The following is an 18,637-nucleotide window of genomic DNA, read 5'->3' as shown; positions in this document are numbered from 1 at the left end:
AGCCGCTATTTCCCGTAGTAGAGAGTGACCGTGTGCTTCGCTTCGGCGAAGAACAGCCAACGTTCGACCAGCATGCCGACAAACTGTGCGACCGCGGCGAACACCGATGCGAGCGCCGCGAAAGGTGACGGCAAGGCGAAGGCCGTAATCAGCAGCAAGGCGGGCAGCGCGAAACCCAGGAGCTGGGTGATCCGCCGCAGCTTTGCGCTGTGCTTGCGCGCGATGCGAAAACCCATTTCCTTGAGCAAATAATTTTCCTCGGTATGCGGCCATTCCAGCGATCTAACCGTCCCCCCGGCAAGCCCGGTTGCGGTGTTGGCGTTGGTGGGGATTTCCAATTGGTCGTTGTACCGCCAGGTCGCAAGCTTCCAGGCCCAACCGAGCAGGGTCAGCAGTACGCAGGCTGCCAGAAGCATTTTGGAACCGACGGCAAAGCCTTGGCATAGCGCGGCCAGAAGCACACTGCCGCTCATAGCCGAGAAAATGAGATAGCCGGGCAAGGTGTAAGGGCTGTGCCACTGAGCGATGGGTTTCAGCGAGGCATAGATCATGCCGGTCATGCAGACGGTGATGACGGCGCCGATCGTTGCCAGAAGTCCGGCGGCGGCGACCCAGCCATCGGTGCGGCCAAGAATGACCCAGCCAATGCCGAACAGTCCGGCCGGGACGAAGGTGGCGACCGAGGCGACGCCTTCGCGCGACAGCCAGGAACTGCGCCATTGCGAGAACGCACGCCAGGCGCGTTCGGGGCGGCCGAGATGTCCGGTCGAGGACAACAGGCCGGCGGTGATCAGCCCGAGCGCCAGTCCCATGCCGATGAAGCCCAGCCAGAAATCGGGTGCGATGACGCCAAGTGGCGCCAGCACGCCGAGCAGCGCCAGCAGGCCGTAGCCGGCGCCGGTGGCGGTGGTGAAGAAGACGACCGAGAAGGCTGGATGCATGGGGTTTAGTTCGAGAGCATGCGGTCGACCCAGCCGAGGAACCCACCCTCGGCCCTCACCGGCTCCAGGGTTGGCGCAGAAATCTTTGCGGCGCGTTCGGTATGCGCGCGCGGCGGCAGGTATTTGTTGGTCGGGCGGTAGCCGAGTTCCGGCATCAGGTCGACGCCGCCACGCTCCTCAACCAGTTGCGACACCGCCGAGGCGGGGTCGCCGAGATCGCCGAAATGCCGTGCGCTGGTCGGACAGGCCGCGACGCAGGCCGGCACGCGGTCCTCCTCGGCCAGATTGTCATTGTAGATGCGGTCGACGCAGAGCGTGCATTTCTTCATCACGCCGACATCGGTGTCGAATTCGCGCGCGCCATAGGGGCAGGCCCAACTGCATAGCTTGCAGCCGATGCACTTGTCCTCATCGACCAGCACGATGCCGTCCGAGGCTCGTTTGTAGGAGGCGCCGGTCGGACACACAGTGACGCAGGCCGGCGTCTCGCAATGCAGGCACGAGCGCGGGAAGTTCACCGTGCGGCCGCCCATCGCGGTGGTGTGCTCGTAGCTGTGCACGCGATTGAACCAGACGCCGTCGACATGGCCGCCATAGGGGTCGATGTCGGTCAGCGGCGCCATGTGGCCGCCGGTGTTCCATTCCTTGCAGGCGGTGACGCAGGCCTGACAACCGACGCAGGTGTCGAGGTCTATGACCAGGCCTAGTTTTTTGCCCGTGTGGGCGGGGACGCAGGTCATTTGGCGGCTTCCCTGTTCATGCGGAATTCGGCGCCAAAGCGAAGTGTGTCCGGCGATGGCTGGAATTGCGGCGGCTGGTGGAAACGCTCGAATTGCGGCTCGGTGAAACCGGCTTCCTCCGCCGCGCATTTGACGATGCGCACCTTGAGATCGAACCATGCCGCCTGGCCGGTCACCGGATCGGAATTCGAATACCGCCTGCCGTTGGTGTCTGCCGTGGTCTGGTCGCCGATGATGTGGTTGAGCAGGAAGCCGCGATTGCTCTCGGCGGCATCGTCCTTCAGCCCCCAGCTGCCGCGCCTTTTGCCGATGGCGTTCCAGGTCCAGACCGTGCTTTGGTTCACGCCCTCGACCAGCTTGATCTGTCCCTTGACCTTGCCATTGATGCTTTCGATCCACACCCAGTCGTCGTCGGCAAGGCCGAGACCTGCGGCGGTCCTCTCATGCACGAACAGCCGGTTTTGGCTGGTGATCTGCCTCAGCCACGCATTCTGCGAACCCCAGGAATGGTACATGTGCATCGGCCGCTGCGTCAGCGCATGCAACGGATATTTCTGCTGGTCGACGGCCGCTTCCTCGAACGGCACGTACCAGAAGGGTAGCGGGTCCATGTAGGTCTCGATGCGCTGGCGTTCGCTCTCGGGCGGCACGGCCCGACCATGGCCGCGCGCGGCAAGACGAAAGCGCTGCAAGGGTTCGGAATAGAGCTGGAAGACGACTGGTTCGGCCTTCGGGATGAAGCCCATCTGCACCGCGAAATCGAGATAGGACCGGTTGGCCATCTTGTAGTAGCGCTGGTCCTCAGCGAAATCGTGGTGCCAGAAGCCGCCATTGTCGATGTAGCGCTGCAACTGGTCCGGGTTTGGCTCGCCCTTGCCGGTCGAATTGCCGTCCTTGCCGCGCCAGCCGGCAAGCGGGCCGATACCGGGCGTGCGCTCGTGATTGACGATGTAGTCGGCATAGTCGGCATATTTGGCCGCCCCGTCTTCTCTGACGAAACCCGGCAGGCCGAGGCGCGCGCCGAGCTCGATCAGCACCGATTGGAACGGGCGCACGTCCCGGTCCGGCTCGACCACGGGATGGCGTATAGCATCGCCCGGTCCGTCGGCATGGCTGATCGGCCGGTCGAGCAGGCTGATGCAGTCGTGCCGTTCGAGATAGGTTGTGTCGGGCAGCACGAGGTCAGCGAACGGCACGGTCTCGGAATAATAGGCGTCGGAATAGATGATGAAAGGGATCTTGTAATTGCCCGCCTCGTCGAGGTCGGTCAGCATACGAATCGTCTCGACGGTGTTCATCGAGGAATTCCAGGCCATGTTCGACATGTACATCATCAGCGTGTCGATCTTGTATGGATCGCCGGCCCAGGCGTTGCGGATGACGGTGTGCATCAAGCCGTGCGCAGCGAGCGGCGCCTCCCAGGAATAGGCCTTGTCTATGCGGATCGGCACCCCTGCCTCATCGACCAGAAGGTCGTCAGGCCCGCAGACGAAGCCGAGCGGAATGCCGTCCAGTGGCGTCATCGGCCGGACGTTCTTGCCGGCAGGCTTCGGTCCTGGCGGCGCGCAACGCGGATAAGGCGGTTTGAAGCGGAAGCCGCCCGGGACGTCCACCGTTCCGAGCAGCACCTGCAGAAGATGAATGGCTCGGCAAGAATGAAAACCGTTGGAATGGGCTGAGATGCCGCGCATCGCGTGCATCGACACAGGCCGTCCCGTAATCGTCTCGTGGCGGCGGCCGGCCCAGTCGGTCCACGCCACCGGCAGTTCGATCGTCTGCTCAAAGGCGACATGAGCGAGCTCGGCGGCGATCCTGCGGATCGTATCGGCGGCAATGCCGCAGCGCTCCGCGACCGCATCGGGCGAATAACTCTCATTGAGGTATCGATCGGCGATCAGCTGGAACACCGGAACGCAGCGACGACCGTCGACGGTGAAGCTGCCGGTCAATGCCGGTTTGGCGCTGGCGTCGGTGGCGCGGACAGGCACCTTCGCCACCCTGTCCCAGGCGAGCAGGTTGCCGGCGCTGTCGCGGACAAACAGCCCGTCATTGGCCGCACCCGGATCCTGGATGACGAGCACATGGGCGTTGGTGTAGCGCAGGAGATAGTCGAGATCGACGCGGCCTGCCTTCAAGAGCTCGTGGATGAGGGCGAACACGAACAGGCCGTCGGTGCCCGGCCGGATGCCGATCCAGTCGTCGGCGATGGCGTTGTAGCCAGTGCGACATGGGTTGATCGACACCACCTTGGCGCCGCGCGCCTTCAGCTTGCCGAGGCCGATCTTGATCGGGTTGGAATCATGGTCCTCGGCGACGCCGAAAAGCATGAAATACCGGGTATTGTCCCAGTCGGGTTCGCCGAACTCCCAGAACGAGCCGCCGATCGTATAAAGCCCGCCTGCGGCCATGTTCACCGAACAGAAACCGCCATGCGCGGCGAAGTTCGGCGTGCCGAACTGGCTTGCCCACCAGCCGGTCAGGGATTGCGATTGGTCGCGGCCGGTAAAGAAGGCGAGTTTCTTCGGGTCGCTGCGGCGGATGGACGAAAGCCGCTCCGCGGCGATCGTCAGCGCTTCTTCCCACTCGATCTCGCGGAATTCTCCCGAGCCGCGCGAGCCGGTGCGCAGCAGCGGCTTTTTCAGCCGGGCAGGGCTGTAATGCTGCATGATGCCGGAGCTGCCCTTACCGCAGATCACGCCGCGATTGACCGGATGATCCTTGTTGCCGTTGATGTAGCGGACCTTGCCGTCCTTGATGTGCACGTCGATGCCGCAGCGGCAGGCGCACATATAGCATGTGGTCTTGGCGATGCGGTCGGAGACGGCGGGCGAGGTGTCGACGCCATCGTTCTCGTCGGGTGCGTTCGTGTAGGCGAGCGGGCGTTGGGACGGGGCGGAATTCGCGCCGCGCGGAGATCCTTGGGTCATGATCCCCGAGCGCTTCTGCGGTTCGCGGCTTTGGCCCTGGTTTTCGGCCCGGGACCGCGCATGTAATGCTCTTCCGGATGATAGCGATCGCCGGCCAGCCGCCGCCGCAGGCCGCGGGTCCAGTGCGCGAACAGGGACTTGAACCGCCCGATCATTTCATTCTCTGTCAATCGGTAGCGAATTTTTTCTAACTTCGATGGAAAACTTAGAATAAAGCTATCAACCCGTCTAATCAGTTGTTCTTGTAAATTCGATCGATATTGGTTCTTAATGCCTTATGACACTTGACCAGTTGCGGATATTTGTCGCCGTCGCCGAGCGCGGCCACATGACCAAGGCGGCGGAGCTGCTGGGCATCTCCCAATCGGCCGCGTCGGCCGCCATCCGCGCGCTTGAGGAGCAGCATGGCGTCCATCTGTTCAACCGCGTCGGCCGCAACATCGAGCTTGCCCAGACCGGTCACCGGTTCCTGCCAGAAGCCAAGGCCGTACTGGAACGAGCCGCCGCCGCACGCAATGTGCTGGAACATGTCTCGCAGACGGTTGCCGGCAGCCTCTCCATCGCCGCCAGCCTGACGATCGCCAGCTATTGGCTGCCGCGCCGGCTGGCGTCCTTCCACGAAGCCTATCCTGCGGTCAGGCTGAGCGTCAGCATAGGCAACACCAGGCAGGTCGAAGCCAGCGTGCTGGATGGAACCGCCGATCTCGGCCTGGTCGAGGGGCGCACCGAGTCTGACATATTGCGCCGCGCCAAGGTCGATATCGACCGGTTGATGCTGGTGGTTGCCGGTTCTCATCCCGAGATCGCCGAAATCGCGCCGGGCCGCCCCGACATAAAAGGGCTGCGCTGGATCATCCGCGAGGGCGGTTCCGGCACGCGGGAGGTGCTGGAGGATCTGGCGCGCCGCGAAGGGATTTCGCTTGACGACCTGCAGATATTTCTGGTGCTGCCGAGCAACGAGGCGGTTCGCCAGGCGGTCGAGGCCGGTGCCGGCGCCACCATCATTTCGGAGCTCGTCGTTGGGCGCGCCGTCGCCGAAGGCAGCCTGCGGTCTGTGCCGCTAGAACTGCCGAAACGCGACTTCGCCATGATCACACATCGCGACCGCCAGGCAAGCCTGGCCCAGATGGCGCTCAAGGCGCATTTGGGGGCCGACGAGAAGGCGTCCGCGCGTTCGTGAATTGTCCGGGTATCAGCCGAACTTTCGCTGCGCGTCCAGCGCAAGGCCAAGTCCGACCGAGCCGAACATGTCGCCCTCGATGACCGAAGCCTGAGGCACCAGCGACAGGATTTTTTGTCTCGCCAGCGGGATCGCGGTGGATCCTCCGGTCAGGAACACGGCGGTGATGTCGGACGACTTGACTCCGGCGTCGCCGATGGTCTGGCCGACCGTGGCGGCAACGCGCTCGATGTCCCTGGCGATCGTGGCGTCCAGCGCCTTTCGGGTGATCTCGGCGGCGAACTGGACTTCCGGCAGCCTCACCTCGACATCGGCCGAGACCTTGTCGGTCAGCTCGATCTTGGCCCTTTCGACAAGAGCGGCCAGCGCGTGCCCGTACCGGTGCTCGACGATATGGATGAAGCGGTCGACGAGATCGGCGCGCTCGGCCTCGTAGCGGATCTGACGCAGATGCGTCATCGCCTTGGCCGTGTAGACCAGGTTGATGCGTTGCCATGTGGCAAGATCGATGAAGTAGCTGGCCGGCAGGTTGCGCTTGCCGTCCTTGGTCGGGCTGAGGTAGCCGAGTTCCGGCATCACATGCGCGATGCTGAGCAATCGGTCGAAGTCGGTGCCGCCGATATGGATGCCGCGGCTGGCCAGGATATCGTCCTTGCGGTCAAGCGAGCGGGCACGCTGCGGCGAGACCCTTACGATCGAGAAGTCCGACGTGCCGCCACCCATGTCGATGATCAGCGCCAGTTCCTCGCGCGTCACCTTCTGCTCGTAGTCGAGGGCCGCCGCGATCGGTTCGAACTGGAAGGCGATATGCTTGAAGCCCTGGGCGCGGGCGGCTCCTTCGAGCTCGCTTTGTGCCCTGGCATCGGCCTCGGCGTGGTCGTCGACGAACTGCACCGGCCGGCCGAGTACCACGCTCTCGACGGCGCTGCCGGCATCGTCCTCCAGTCTTTTTCGCAGATGGCCGAGGAACAGGCCGACGATCTCCATGAAGCCGATCGATCGCGCCTTGATGCGCGTCTTTTCCTGCGCGAGCGCGCTGCCGAGCACGCTCTTCAGCGAGCGCATCAGCCGACCTTCGACGCTGTCGGTGTAATTGGCGATTGCGTGGCGGCCAAAACAGGTACGGTTGTCCTCGAAGTTGAAGAACACGGCGCTTGGCAGCGTGACCTCGCCGCCTTCCAGCGCGACGAGGTGCGGCTGGCCGCTCCTGACCACGCCGACGGTGGAGTTGGAAGTGCCAAAATCGATGCCGGCGAATGCTGGTCGCATCGCAGCCTCCTGTCATCTCTGCTAAGGCAGCGGTTCGGCGCCGTCTGTGAAGCGTGCGCTCTCTGTCGTCCGGGGTGATCGGACCGCTCTGCCGAATTGAATTGTGCGTGTTGCCCGGTAGACCGGGAGGTGGCGGTCTATAGCATGATCCGGGAAAGAAAAACCCCTTTGTAGCCGCTTTAGTCCTTGCGGAAGATCAACCTTCCGAGCCAGCCCGTCACCATGGCCAGCGATATGGCGAAGACGCCGTAGAGGAAGGAATAGTCGTGGGCGACACGGAAGATCGACTGTTCGAAACCGGATTTGCGGATCTCGAGCTGGGCCGAGCTCTCCTTGATGAACAGGCCGCTCTTGAACAGGAACGCGCGCGCCTTGTGGGTGCCGACCGGAACGTTCGGCGCCAGCCGCACCGTGGCGCGGAACAGGTTCTGTGACAGGAACTGCACGCCGCCGACATTCTCGCTGTAGAGGCCGGTTGCGGCCTTGCGTTCGCGCAACGCCGCGGTGAATTCCTCGATCGTGGCCGGGCTGTCGCCGGCATCGGCCGGCTGCATGTAGAGATTGGAGGCGCCGAGCGACAATTGCCTGTAGCTGTTCGGCTCGGTGATGTCCTGCAACGGCCGCGTCGTCGCCACCGAATAGGACACCGGCACGTTTTCGAAGGTCTCGGATTCCAGGTTGACCCAGACGCCGAGCACCCGGTCCTTGCGGCGCACCACCACCGGCTTGGGTGGGCCTTCGAGCACGACGATGATATCGTAGCGGCCTTGGCGCGCCACCAGCGGATCGGGATTTTCCAGCGAGCCGAAAATGGTCAGGTCGGCGCCGGAAAAGCCGGCGGTGATCGAGACTTTGTCGGTGGAAAGGCCGATCTGGATGCTTTCGGTCGGCGGCGTCTGCGCCTTCGCGGGTGCGGCGGCGATCAATGACAGAAGAGCGGCGGTTGCGAGCGCTTTCAGGCCATTCATCAGTTGAAGCCCGCGCCGGACAGCGAATAAAGATTGGGCGGTGTGACGAAGAGGTCGATGGCAAGCCTTATCGCCACCGCCAGCACCAACATCGCCAGCAGCGCTCTCAACTGCTCGCCGCGCAGCCGCTGGCCGGCCTTGGCGCCATATTGCGCGCCGGCGACACCACCGGCCATCAAAAGAAAGGCCAGCATCACGTCGACCGTCTGGTTGGTGGTGGCGTGGACCAGAGTGGTGTAGGCCGAGGTAAAGATGATCTGGAACAGCGAGGTGCCGATGACGACGTTGGTCGGCACTTTCAGGAGATAGATCAGAGCCGGCACCATGATGAAGCCGCCGCCGACACCCATGATAGAAGACAGGAAGCCGATGGCCGCGCCCAGCCCAAGCACGGGGATGACGCTGACGAACAGCTTCGAGGCCCTGAACCGCATCTTCAGCGGCAGGCGGTGGATCCAGTTGTGCTGGCCGGATTTCTTCATCACCGGTGCCGCGCCGCTGCGCGTGGCGCGTAGCGCGTTGATGCTTTCGACCAGCATCAGCCCGCCGACGGTGCCCAGAAGCACGACATAGAGCAGCGAGATGAACAGGTCGAGCTGTCCCAGCCTGCGCAGGAAAGCGAAGACATAGATGCCGCCGGTGGAGCCGACGATGCCGCCGGCAAGCAGCACCCCGCCGAGCTTGAAGTCGAGCGTGCCGCGCTTCATATGCGACAGCGCGCCGGAGAAGGATGAGGCGATGACCTGGTTGGCGCCGGTCGCCACCGCGATTGCCGGTGGGATGTTGTAGAAGATCAGGAGCGGCGTGATGAGAAAACCGCCGCCGACGCCGAACATGCCCGACAGAAAGCCCACCGCAGCGCCCATGGCCAGCAGCACGAAGACGTTGACGGAAATTTCCGCAATCGGGAGATAGATGCCCACCCGTCGGTCTCGATCAGTTTGCCAGTCGGCGAATACCGCCGTTGCGGATAGTATCGCACCGAAAAGCCAATTTTTCCTTGCGCCGAAGCGGCGGCAGGGTCAAACCCCGCCGCCGCGCCGAAACAAAAAACATCTCAAGCAGTTAACAGGCAAATGTGTGGCAGGGGCGTCGCGGATACGACGCTCCTGCCGCTATTTGCGCGCCAGCAACGCCTTGACCAGCTTTTCGTCGACCGCACCGGTCGCGGGCAGCTTGTTGTCAGTCTGGAACGCGACGATCGCATTCTTGGTCTTCGCGCCCATGACGCCGTCGGCGCCGCCGGCGTCGTAGCCGTTCTTGTTGAGGATAAGTTGGATATTCTTGACCGCCTTCTTCATATCGATGCTGGCCGTGGTCTGCGGTGTGCCATCTTGCCAGGATTCGGGAATGTCGGCCGAATTGGCGGCCTGATCGAGCGGCTTGGCCTTCCACAATTCGGTGGCGGCGCGGGCGCGCTCGAGTTGCTCGGGACGCAGCGCGTTGGCGATCTCGTCGCGCTTGGCGGCAGCGTCCTTGTCGCCGGTCTTGGCGACGAGCGCGAACCATTTGTAGGACTCCTCCAGGTTCTGCTTCATGCCGACGCCCTTGGCGGCGAGGATGCCGAGATTGAACTGGCTGTCCTTCACGCCGAGATCGGCGGCCTCCTGGAACCAGTGCGCGGCCGATTCATTGTCGGTCACGCCGTCCGCGGCCATGGCGAACAGCACTGCCAGATTGTGCATTGCGCTGGCGTTGCCCTGCTCGGCGGCGAGCTGGTACCAGGTCTTCGACTTCTTGATGTCGCGCGGGACGCCGATGCCCTTCTCGTAGAAATTGCCGATGCGATACTCGGCCGGAGCGAAGCCGAGTTCCGCGGACTTTTCATACCATTTGGCCGCGGCCGCCATGTCTTCCTTGACGCCGCGCGCCTCGGAATAGCGCGAGCCGATCTCGAACAGCGCCTTGGCGTCGCCGGTGGCTGCGGCGTCGCGCAGGGCGACCGGGCCTGCATCGGCGGGAATGTCGAATTTGGCCGGGGCCGCGGGAGCGCCGGCGGGCACGACGGCGCCGGTGCTGTCATTGGGCATGGCCGGTGCAGCCACTGTCGGTTGGATACCGCTGTCCGTCGTTTGCGTTCCGCCGGCAGCAGCGGAAGGTGCCGGAGAAGAAGGAGCCGCTGGACCGGCGGAAATGGGTTCTGCCGAAGCCATCGCGTCGGAGCCTGCCGCACCCGCGCCGGCAGGCATGACGGGAGCCATCGCCGTCGGAGCCCGCTCCGCCGTCGGGCCAGCGTTCGTCGGCCCATCGCCGTCCGACGGCATGGCGAGCGCGGTCTGCGCCACCATGTCGTCCTTGACCGCCGGAGCGGAGGGCTCGGCCTGCCTGACCTCACGGGCCGGTTCGCTGTTCGCTGCCGCCAACTGGGTTTTCGGCCTGGGCGGGCTCGCAGCGTCGACGAATGCGGTTTCCAGCGGTTGCGAGGCAACGGCCGGCGCATCATTGCTTGCCACCTGGGCGGGATCGGCGAGGAACGCCTTGCCAAGCTGCAGGCCGGCAAGCGCCAGCATGATCGCAGCGGCCGCCATCAGAATCGGCTTGCGCCGCGCCTTGAGCAGGTCGCCGATCCTGAGCGCCTTCACCGGTCCCTTCATCGTCGACTGGCGCTTCAAGGCGTCGGCCTCGGCGGCGGCGGCCTGCGCCGCGCGGCGGGCAGCCGCGATGAAGTCCGATTTTGCGGCATCGCTGTCGCTGAGCTTCGCCGGTTGCCCGCGCTCGTCGCGCACGCGCTTCATGATGGCGTTGAGGTCGGGCGCGCCGGAGCCGGGCTCCAGTGGCCGATTGGCCATTTTCGGGTCGAGCGGCTCGTCGAGGTCGACGCTCGGGATTTCCGGACCCGGCATCGAGCCCGCCAGCGGCGGAACGTCTGCTTCCTTCTTGCCCTTGAAGGCGCGCGCCAGGCCGCCCAACATCGATTTGCGGCGGCTTGCCGGCTCGCCCTTCCCGGCGATCGGATCGGAACCAAGCGCGGCCATGGCGGCGGCGGCCGCCGCCTCCGCGGGCGAGCGCGCACCCGGCCCGCGTGGCGAAGCGGGCTGGCTGCGCATGATCGCGGCGGCGCGGCCGTCGAGATCGGCCATGTCCCCTGTCAGCGGCATGGGCTCGTCGATATCCATCGACGGAGCGTCCACGGCCATCTTGCCGGCTCGCCCACGGCGCTTGCCGATCGCTTCATCCGGGCGTGCGTCCAGGAGCTCGCTCATCGCCTCGGACGGTTCGCCTGGTTCCAGCGAACCCAGCCTGTCGACGATCTTGAGCAGCGTGTCGTGGATGGCCTCGAACGTTCTCGAGTTACGCTCGTCGGAACGGCGTGTCAGCGTCTCGAGCGTCTTCAGGTCCTGGGCAAGGCCGGAAACCGCCGACGTGTCGGCGCCCGAGCCGGCCAGCGAGCGCACCGCGTTCTCGGCCGCCTCGCGCGCCGCGCCAAGGATGGAGTCGCGCGTTCCCGCCAGCGCCTTCTCGATTTCATTGAGGCGTGGGCTGATGTCCTCGAACTCCGGCAGCGGTGCGCTGGGCCTGGACAGGTGGGCGGACAGGCTGGCGACTTGCGCCTCCAGGCTGCGGATCAGCGCCGGATCGATGCCGGCGACTTGCGCGGCGGACGAGTCCAGGCGGCTCGAAATGTCTTCGAGCCGGCTTTCCAGGCCACGGATCGCGGCTTCGCCGGCGGGGTCGGGAATGCGTGTTTCCATGCGCTTGGCGAGCGCCGTGAAGCGGGCATCGATGGCTTCCATGATGCCGGCGCCGTCGACTTGCGGCATGCGCCGGTCGAGCCGGTCGGCAACCTCGTCCAGTCGGCGCTCAAGATCGCGGAACAGCATGTTGCCCTGTTCGATGGCGTCGCCCTGGCGCCGTTCCATCATCGACGACAGCACGTCGAAGCGTTGCTCAAGCCCGTGGAAGATATAGTCGGCGTCGGGCATGGCCGGCGCCCGGTCGATCTTGTCGGCGATGAGCGCGATCTGCTTGGCCAGCCGTTCCATCGCCTGCTCGGGCAGGGCGGCGCGGCCGGCGAGTTCGTCGACCCGGCTCGACAGCGTGTTCAGCCGGTCGACGACGGCGTTGCCGGGGTGGTCCTGCGCCACTTCCTCGATCTGCCGGGCGAGCGAATCGATCCGTTTCTCGATGCGCTCGAAGGCTTCATGGTCGAGCGTATTGGCCTGTGCCGCGACGGTCGAGGCGACGATGGCGCGGGAGATCTCGTCCAGCCGCTCGTCGATCATGGCCAGCGTGCTGCCGCCGCGATTGTCCTGCTGGCTGGCGAAATGATCCACGGCGCTGGCCAGCGTGCGGACCTTTTCCTCCAGCGAGCGCAGGGATAGCGATTCCGGCAGGTTGTTGACGGCGTTGCTGATCTGCTCCAGCCGATCGGTCAGGCCCGAAATGGCGGGGTCCGGTGAGCGGTTGCGCTGGTCGGCGTCGACGCGGTCCTCGAAGGCTGTCCAGCGACGATCGAAATCGTCCCAGCGGCGGTCGACCTTCTGCACGCTCTCCTCGCGCGCCAGCGTGTCGAGCGCGGCTTTGACCTGTTCGAGTTCGAGCCGCAGCATGTTGACGCTTCTGTCGTCGCTTTTTTCCGACAGCGTCTTGATGGCGCCGGAAAGCCGCTCGAATTCGAGGCCAAGTTCGGCGCTGCCCTTGCCCGAAGCGCCTGACTTGGCGTTTGCCAGCAGGGCGCGGTCGATGTCCTTGCGCAGCGCCTCGAATTCGCTCTGCAGCCCGGCAGTCATCTGGTGGCGCAATTCCTCGCGCATGCCGCGCAGCTCGCCGGCTATCTTGCCGACCATGGCAACGCTGTCTTCCTGACCGCGGATGCGGTCGATATCGCGGGCAAGGTTCTGGTAGTTCTGGCCGACGGCCGGCGCCGGCATCGGCGCCTGCGGATGCGGCGCGGGCTGCGGATCCTGGTACCAGCGCGGCTGAGCCGAAGGCTGTGCTGCGGGATAGCGCGGTTCGGCGCCATATTGGCGGGGATCGGGACGTGCCATCGTATCCTCGCGCGTCCTCTCTAGCCGCTGTTCCAGCGTCTCCAGCGAGCGGTTCAACTGCTCGAGCGTGGTCTGAGGCCTGCGCTGCCTGCCGGCGTTGAGTGTATCGAGGTAGGACCGCTTGCTGTTCATCGGTGCGTCCGTCTTTCAGATTGGCCGGTTTGCGACCAGCTCCCCAAATCCTCGCCGGAACGAAGGCGGCCGCACCACGGTGGAAGACAAGCTTCCCGGGGTTCACCCGCGCTCCGAAAAACCGTGAAAAATTCGATACAGGATAAACACGGGTAGCCGACATGCGCACAATTCGCCCAACGTGGTAAACAACGCGTTAACCAAGCTTAAGAAGTTGCGACGAAGTTCGCGGTGAACCGGCCGCTGCGGCATAAAGCGCCGCCCGCACAACGCCCTTGCGTCATGAGAGGGCTATCGGTATAGAATTGACGTAAACGTAAAAGGCGCATCAAGCGTGCTGTTTGCGATTTGTTTGTCGAAACCACGGCTGGAAGCACGCCCCCGCTTTCAGTCAGGCATCGCTTGGTCCAGGACCGCGACGCCACAGACGGGGAAAGCCAGTGACCATGAAGCTTATCTCGGCCGGCGAGACCGCGGCCAATACCAACACTATATCCGTCGACTCGGGCGAGGACCTCGTCCGCATCGGCGAAATGGCCAAGAAATATGGCGTGACGCTGCGCACGCTGCGTTTCTACGAAGACAAGGGCCTGCTCAACCCGCAGCGCGACGGTTCAACCCGCCTCTACACGCGCCGCGACAGGGTTCGGCTGAAACTGATCCTGCTCGGCCGCAAGGTCGGGTTCTCGTTGCGCGACGTCAAGCAGATGATGGATCTCTATGATCCCACCGGCTCCAACACCAAGCAGTTGCGGCTGGCATTGGACAAGTCGGAGAAGCAGCTTGCCCGCCTCCAGAAGCAGCGCACGCTCATCGATGACGCCATCAGCGAGTTGAGCACCTCCATGGCTGCCGTCCGGCAGATGCTGGTCGAGCGCTCGGCGCCGCAGGCGAGCGTCGCCGGCTGATTTGGGCCGCCGCCTTGCGGCGCAACATCCATGATCGAAAAAAGCCGTGTGGCGAGCGCCACGCGGCTTTTGTCATTGAGGGTTCCAACACATGTACTGCATCGCGTGCGGTTTGCTGCGGTGCAGGAGAAATTTTGTCGCATCGGCTGAATTGACGTTTACGCAAACGTCAATTTTTGTTATCTCCCGCTGAACACGGGTCCGCATGCCGCCTGACATGAATTCGGGGGTTTCGGATCAGGTCCGCAGGGTGGAGAAGAGCATGCCGATCTACAGGGCGCCGGTGCAGGATACGCTGTTCGTGCTCAACGAGGTGCTGGGCTACCAGCGCCATTCCAATCTCCCCGGCTTTTCTGATGCAACGCCCGACGTGCTGGAGGCGATCCTCGCCGAGGGCGCCAAGCTCGCGGAAAACGTCATGCATCCGCTCAACCGTGTCGGCGACATGGAAGGCTGTGTGCGCCATGACGATGGCTCGGTGACGACGCCGAAGGGCTTCAAGGAAGCCTTCGATCAGTATCGCGAGGGCGGCTGGATGGGGCTGGCGGCGCCCGTCGAGTTCGGCGGCCAAGGCCTGCCCTATGCCGTGCATACCGCCGTGGCCGAGTATATGGTGTCGGCCAATATGTCGCTGATGATGTATCCGGGCCTGACGCAGGGCGCGATCGCGGCGATCATCACCCATGGCACCGACGAGCAGAAAGCCAAATGGCTGCCGAAGATGGTCGAGGGCGCCTGGACCGGCACCATGAACCTGACCGAGCCGCATTGCGGTACCGATCTGGGCCTGCTGCGCACCAAGGCCGTGCCGAATGGCGACGGCACTTACAAGATCTCGGGCCAGAAGATATTCATCTCGGCCGGCGAGCACGACATGGCGGACAACATCGTCCACCTGGTGCTGGCCCGCATCGAGGGGGCGCCCGAAGGGGTGAAGGGCATCTCGCTGTTCATCGTGCCGAAGCTCAAGCTCGATGCTTCTGGCAATCCCGATGAGAGGAACACCGTCTCCTGCGGTTCGATCGAGGAAAAGATGGGCATCCACGGCAATTCGACCTGCGTCATGAATTATGACGAGGCGCAAGGCACGCTGCTGGGCGAGGCCAATGGCGGTCTCAAGGCGATGTTCACGATGATGAACGAGGCGCGGCTCGGCGTCGGCCTGCAGGGGCTTTCGCTGTCCGAGATTGCCTACCAGAACGCCGTCGCCTACGCCAAGGACCGCTTGCAGGGCCGCTCGCTGTCGGGGCCGAAGGCGCCGGACAAGAAGGCCGATCCTATCATCGTCCATCCCGACATCCGCCGCAGCCTGATGACCATGAGAGCCTTCAACGAGGCCGGCCGCGCGCTGGCGCTGTGGACGGCGATCAAGTCGGACATCGCCCATCGCTCCGCCGACGACAAGGACCGCCAGGCGGCCGACGACTACACAGGGCTGATGACGCCGGTGGTGAAGGGCGTGCTCACCGACAAGGGCTTCGATCACGCCGTGATGGCGCAGCAGGTGTTCGGCGGCCATGGCTACATCGAAGAGCACGGCATGAGCCAGTTCGTGCGCGATGCCCGCATCGCCATGATCTATGAAGGCGCCAACGGCATCCAGGCGCTCGACCTCGTCGGCCGCAAGCTGGGTCTGAACGGCGGCCGCGCGGTGCAGGCCTTCTTCAAGGAAGTCGGCGAATTCTGCGAAGAGAACCGCGCCGACGAGAAGATGGCCCCCTTCACCAAGGCATTGAAGAAGAGCCTCAACGATCTTCAGACGGCGACCATGTGGCTGCTGCAGAACGGCATGGCCAAGCCCGACAATGCCGGCGCCGCCTCGACCGACTACATGCATCTCTTCGGCCTCGTGGCGCTCGGCTATATGTGGGCGCAGATGGCCAGGGCCGCCCAAGGCAAGCCGGGCGCCAACGGCGCGTCGTCCTTCTACGACAACAAGCTGGTGACGGCGCGCTTCTTCATGGAGCGGATCATGCCGGAAACCGCGACGCGTCTCGCCCGCATCTCCAGTGGCGCCGATACGTTGATGGCACTGCCGGCGGAAGCGTTCTAGAAATGGTCCCTCTCCCTTTGAGGGGAGGGCGGTCCAGAGGGGCCGGGAGGGGGCGCCGCGACAGTGCGCGGATCTCAATTTCGATGGCAGACCTTGGGAGGAAGATCATCGCATGACCAACCCAGCCGAAATCCTTGGCCTGCCGAAGCCCGCCTGGGCGGCGGACGAGGTCGGCATGCTCTACGACATGGCGCACCGCTTCATGTCCGAAGAGATCGCGCCGCGTTACGACGAGTTTGAGAAGAACGAAATGGTCGACCGCGAGAGCTGGCTGAAGGCCGGTGCCGCCGGCCTGCTCTGCGCCTCCATGCCGGAGGAATATGGCGGATCGGGCGGCACCTTCGCCCATGAGAGCGCCATCATCGAAGCCATCGGCCATGTCGGCGTCGATGGCTTCGGCATCGGCCTGCACAATTCCATCGTCGCCCCCTACATCCTCCACTACGGCTCGGAGGAGCAAAAGAAGAAATGGCTGCCGAAGCTCGCCACCGGCGAACTGATCGGCGCCATCGCCATGACGGAGCCCGGCGCCGGCTCCGACCTGCAAGGCGTCAAGACGCGGGCCGAGAGGGACGGCAACCAATACAAGATCAATGGCTCCAAGACCTTCATCACCAATGGCCAGCTTGCCAATTTCATCATCGTCGTCACCAAGACCGATCCGGACAAGGGCGCCAAGGGCACCTCGCTGGTCGTCGTCGAGACCGATGAGGTCGACGGCTTCGAGCGTGGCCGCAACCTCGACAAGATCGGCCTGAAGGCCAACGACACCTCGGAACTGTTCTTCAACGATGTGCGTGTGCCGACCTCCAATCTGCTCGGCCACGAGGAAGGGCAGGGCTTCGTCCAGCTGATGCAGCAATTGCCGCAGGAGCGTTTGCAGATCGGCACCGGCGCGATTGCCATGGTCGAGCGCGCGCTGGCGCTGACCATCGAATACGTCAAGGAGCGCAAGGCGTTCGGCAAGGCGGTCATCGATTTCCAGAACACCCAGTTCAAGCTGGCCGAACTGAAGACCGAGGCCACGATCGGCCGCGTCTTCTACAATGATTGCGTGGCGCGCCACATCGATGGCGGTCTCGATCCGGTGACGGCGTCGATGGCCAAGTACTGGCTTTCCGACCTGCAGGGCAAAGTCGTCGACGAATGCCTTCAACTGCATGGCGGCTATGGCTACATGAATGAATATCCGATCGCCCGCATGTTCCGCGACGCCCGCGTCCAGCGCATCTATGGCGGCACCAACGAGATCATGAAATTGCTGATCGGCCGCTCGCTCTGAGCATCGGTCGGCAAACCCAAGGAGCAGGAAAATGGCCGAAGCTTACGTCTATGACGCCGTTCGCACGCCGCGCGGCAGGGGCAAGAAGGATGGCTCGCTGCACGAAGTGCCGGCAGTGCGGCTCGCCGCCAGGACGCTGGAGGCGCTGCGCGACCGCAACGGGCTCGACACTGCAACTGTCGACGACATCATCTTCGGTTGTGTCGACCCGGTCGGCGAGGCGGGGTCGGTCATTCCGCGCGCCGCGGCCTTCGAGGCCGGCTACGCGACCTCGGCGCCCGGCATGCAGATCTCGCGCTTCTGCGCCTCCGGCCTCGACGCCATCAATTTCGGCGCCGCCAAGATAGCCCAGGGCGCCGATGAGATCGTCATTGCCGGCGGTGTCGAATCGATGTCGCGCGTCGGCATGGGCGCCTCGGGTGGCGCCTGGTTCATGGACCCTTCGGTCGGCCTGCCCGGCTGGTTCGTGCCGCAAGGTATTTCGGCCGACCTGATCGCCACAAAATACGGCTTCAGCCGGGACGATGTCGACGCCTACGCCGTCGAGAGCCAGAAGCGCGCGGCAAAATCCTGGGCCGATGGCCGCTTCAAGAATTCGGTGATTCCGATCAAGGATCAGAATGGCCTCACCATCCTCGACCATGACGAGCATATGCGCCCATCGACCGACATGCAGTCGCTGGCCTCGCTCAATCCCTCCTTCGTCACGCCCGGCGAAATGGGCGGCTTCGACGCCGTCGCGGTGCAGAAGCATCCGGAAGTGGAGGAGGTCAATCACGTCCACCATGCCGGCAATTCGTCGGGCATCGTCGATGGCGCGGCGGCCGTGCTGCTCGGTTCGAAGAGGGCCGGCAAGGCCATGGGCCTGAAACCGCGCGCGCGCATCCGCGCCTTCGCCAACATCGGCTCCGAGCCGGTGCTGATGTTGACCGGCCCCGTTGACGTCACCGAGAAGCTGTTGAAGCGCGCCAAGATGAAGCTGTCGGACATCGATCTGTTCGAGCTCAACGAGGCCTTCGCCTCCGTGGTGCTGCGCTACATGCAGGCCTTCGATATCGAGCACGACAGGATCAACGTCAATGGCGGCGCCATCGCCATGGGCCATCCGCTGGGCGCCACCGGCGCGATGATCTTCGGCACCGTGCTGGACGAGCTCGAGCGCCGCGATCTCAACACCGCGCTGGTGACGCTGTGCATCGGCGCCGGCATGGGCACCGCAACCATCATCGAACGCGTCTGACGGGGAGAG

Annotated in this window: 12 protein-coding genes; 5 read left to right on the top strand and 7 right to left on the bottom strand. The window is 64.2% G+C overall.

Going from position 1 to position 18,637, the window contains the following annotated elements; genetic code table 11:
- Window positions 1-5: 5 nt before the first annotated feature.
- From FJ953_RS16585 to FJ953_RS16575, 3 genes are read right to left on the bottom strand one after another with little or no spacing between them, the layout of a single operon-like run.
- The gene (locus FJ953_RS16585) at window positions 6-941 is read right to left on the bottom strand and encodes a DmsC/YnfH family molybdoenzyme membrane anchor subunit (RefSeq protein ID WP_140513222.1); all 936 of its coding nucleotides are present in this window, start codon (window positions 939-941) and stop codon (window positions 6-8) included.
- A gap of 5 nt (window positions 942-946) precedes the next feature.
- Entirely contained in the window at window positions 947-1,681 is a 735-nt protein-coding gene (locus FJ953_RS16580) for a 4Fe-4S dicluster domain-containing protein (protein WP_140496689.1), read from the bottom strand.
- Window positions 1,678-4,608, bottom strand: coding sequence for a molybdopterin oxidoreductase family protein (locus FJ953_RS16575; RefSeq protein WP_140624814.1), 2,931 nt, complete (start codon window positions 4,606-4,608; stop codon window positions 1,678-1,680). The genes FJ953_RS16580 and FJ953_RS16575 overlap by 4 nt, the downstream gene beginning before the upstream one ends.
- Window positions 4,609-4,885: 277 nt before the next feature.
- On the opposite strand from FJ953_RS16575, the gene FJ953_RS16570 reads away from it, so the two are divergent.
- Window positions 4,886-5,788 (top strand): LysR family transcriptional regulator, encoded by a 903-nt coding sequence (locus tag FJ953_RS16570; protein ID WP_140496685.1) that lies wholly within the window; start codon window positions 4,886-4,888, stop codon window positions 5,786-5,788.
- A 12-nt stretch (window positions 5,789-5,800) separates the two neighbouring features.
- Here FJ953_RS16570 and FJ953_RS16565 read toward each other — a convergent pair whose 3' ends face one another.
- The 4 genes from FJ953_RS16565 to FJ953_RS16550 form a co-directional block, all read right to left on the bottom strand.
- Window positions 5,801-7,057: an Hsp70 family protein gene (locus tag FJ953_RS16565; protein WP_140624813.1), complete on the bottom strand. Its 1,257-nt coding sequence runs from the start codon at window positions 7,055-7,057 to the stop codon at window positions 5,801-5,803.
- Window positions 7,058-7,236: 179 nt separating this feature from the next.
- Window positions 7,237-8,025, bottom strand: a complete 789-nt coding sequence (locus FJ953_RS16560) for a TIGR02186 family protein (protein ID WP_140496681.1) — start codon at window positions 8,023-8,025, stop codon at window positions 7,237-7,239.
- On the bottom strand, window positions 8,025-8,948 hold the full coding sequence (locus tag FJ953_RS16555) for a sulfite exporter TauE/SafE family protein (RefSeq protein ID WP_140560874.1): 924 nt from the start codon (window positions 8,946-8,948) through the stop codon (window positions 8,025-8,027). The genes FJ953_RS16560 and FJ953_RS16555 overlap by 1 nt, the downstream gene beginning before the upstream one ends.
- Window positions 8,949-9,140: 192 nt before the next feature.
- Window positions 9,141-13,145: a peptidoglycan-binding protein gene (locus tag FJ953_RS16550; protein WP_140624812.1), complete on the bottom strand. Its 4,005-nt coding sequence runs from the start codon at window positions 13,143-13,145 to the stop codon at window positions 9,141-9,143.
- A gap of 446 nt (window positions 13,146-13,591) precedes the next feature.
- Between FJ953_RS16550 and FJ953_RS16545 the strand changes: the two genes are divergently transcribed.
- The 4 genes from FJ953_RS16545 (at window position 13,592) to FJ953_RS16530 (ending at window position 18,628) form a co-directional block, all read left to right on the top strand.
- Window positions 13,592-14,053, top strand: coding sequence for a MerR family DNA-binding transcriptional regulator (locus tag FJ953_RS16545; protein ID WP_140497287.1), 462 nt, complete (start codon window positions 13,592-13,594; stop codon window positions 14,051-14,053).
- 262 nt (window positions 14,054-14,315) lie between these two features.
- The gene (locus FJ953_RS16540) at window positions 14,316-16,106 is read left to right on the top strand and encodes an acyl-CoA dehydrogenase (protein WP_140624811.1); all 1,791 of its coding nucleotides are present in this window, start codon (window positions 14,316-14,318) and stop codon (window positions 16,104-16,106) included.
- A gap of 112 nt (window positions 16,107-16,218) precedes the next feature.
- Window positions 16,219-17,388 carry an acyl-CoA dehydrogenase family protein gene (locus FJ953_RS16535; RefSeq protein ID WP_140624810.1) on the top strand — a complete coding sequence of 390 codons (1,170 nt, stop codon included), beginning with the start codon at window positions 16,219-16,221 and terminating at the stop codon, window positions 17,386-17,388.
- A gap of 31 nt (window positions 17,389-17,419) precedes the next feature.
- Window positions 17,420-18,628: an acetyl-CoA C-acetyltransferase gene (locus FJ953_RS16530; RefSeq protein ID WP_140496671.1), complete on the top strand. Its 1,209-nt coding sequence runs from the start codon at window positions 17,420-17,422 to the stop codon at window positions 18,626-18,628.
- Window positions 18,629-18,637 lie beyond the last annotated feature (9 nt).

Origin of the sequence: Mesorhizobium sp. B2-3-6, assembly GCF_006442305.1 — a bacterium.
Taxonomy (GTDB): Bacteria; Pseudomonadota; Alphaproteobacteria; order Rhizobiales; family Rhizobiaceae; genus Mesorhizobium.
The sequence above is the reverse complement of the archived record's forward strand: the minus strand, read 5'-3'. Positions and strand labels throughout refer to the sequence as shown.

Coding starts and splice junctions, on each gene's coding strand:
- FJ953_RS16585 (WP_140513222.1), bottom strand. CDS start 941: ATGCATCCAGCCTTCTCGGTCGTCTTCTTCACCACCGCCACCGGCGCC.
- FJ953_RS16580 (WP_140496689.1), bottom strand. CDS start 1,681: ATGACCTGCGTCCCCGCCCACACGGGCAAAAAACTAGGCCTGGTCATA.
- FJ953_RS16575 (WP_140624814.1), bottom strand. CDS start 4,608: ATGACCCAAGGATCTCCGCGCGGCGCGAATTCCGCCCCGTCCCAACGC.
- FJ953_RS16570 (WP_140496685.1), top strand. CDS start 4,886: ATGACACTTGACCAGTTGCGGATATTTGTCGCCGTCGCCGAGCGCGGC.
- FJ953_RS16565 (WP_140624813.1), bottom strand. CDS start 7,057: ATGCGACCAGCATTCGCCGGCATCGATTTTGGCACTTCCAACTCCACC.
- FJ953_RS16560 (WP_140496681.1), bottom strand. CDS start 8,025: ATGAATGGCCTGAAAGCGCTCGCAACCGCCGCTCTTCTGTCATTGATC.
- FJ953_RS16550 (WP_140624812.1), bottom strand. CDS start 13,145: ATGAACAGCAAGCGGTCCTACCTCGATACACTCAACGCCGGCAGGCAG.
- FJ953_RS16545 (WP_140497287.1), top strand. CDS start 13,592: ATGAAGCTTATCTCGGCCGGCGAGACCGCGGCCAATACCAACACTATA.
- FJ953_RS16540 (WP_140624811.1), top strand. CDS start 14,316: ATGCCGATCTACAGGGCGCCGGTGCAGGATACGCTGTTCGTGCTCAAC.
- FJ953_RS16535 (WP_140624810.1), top strand. CDS start 16,219: ATGACCAACCCAGCCGAAATCCTTGGCCTGCCGAAGCCCGCCTGGGCG.
- FJ953_RS16530 (WP_140496671.1), top strand. CDS start 17,420: ATGGCCGAAGCTTACGTCTATGACGCCGTTCGCACGCCGCGCGGCAGG.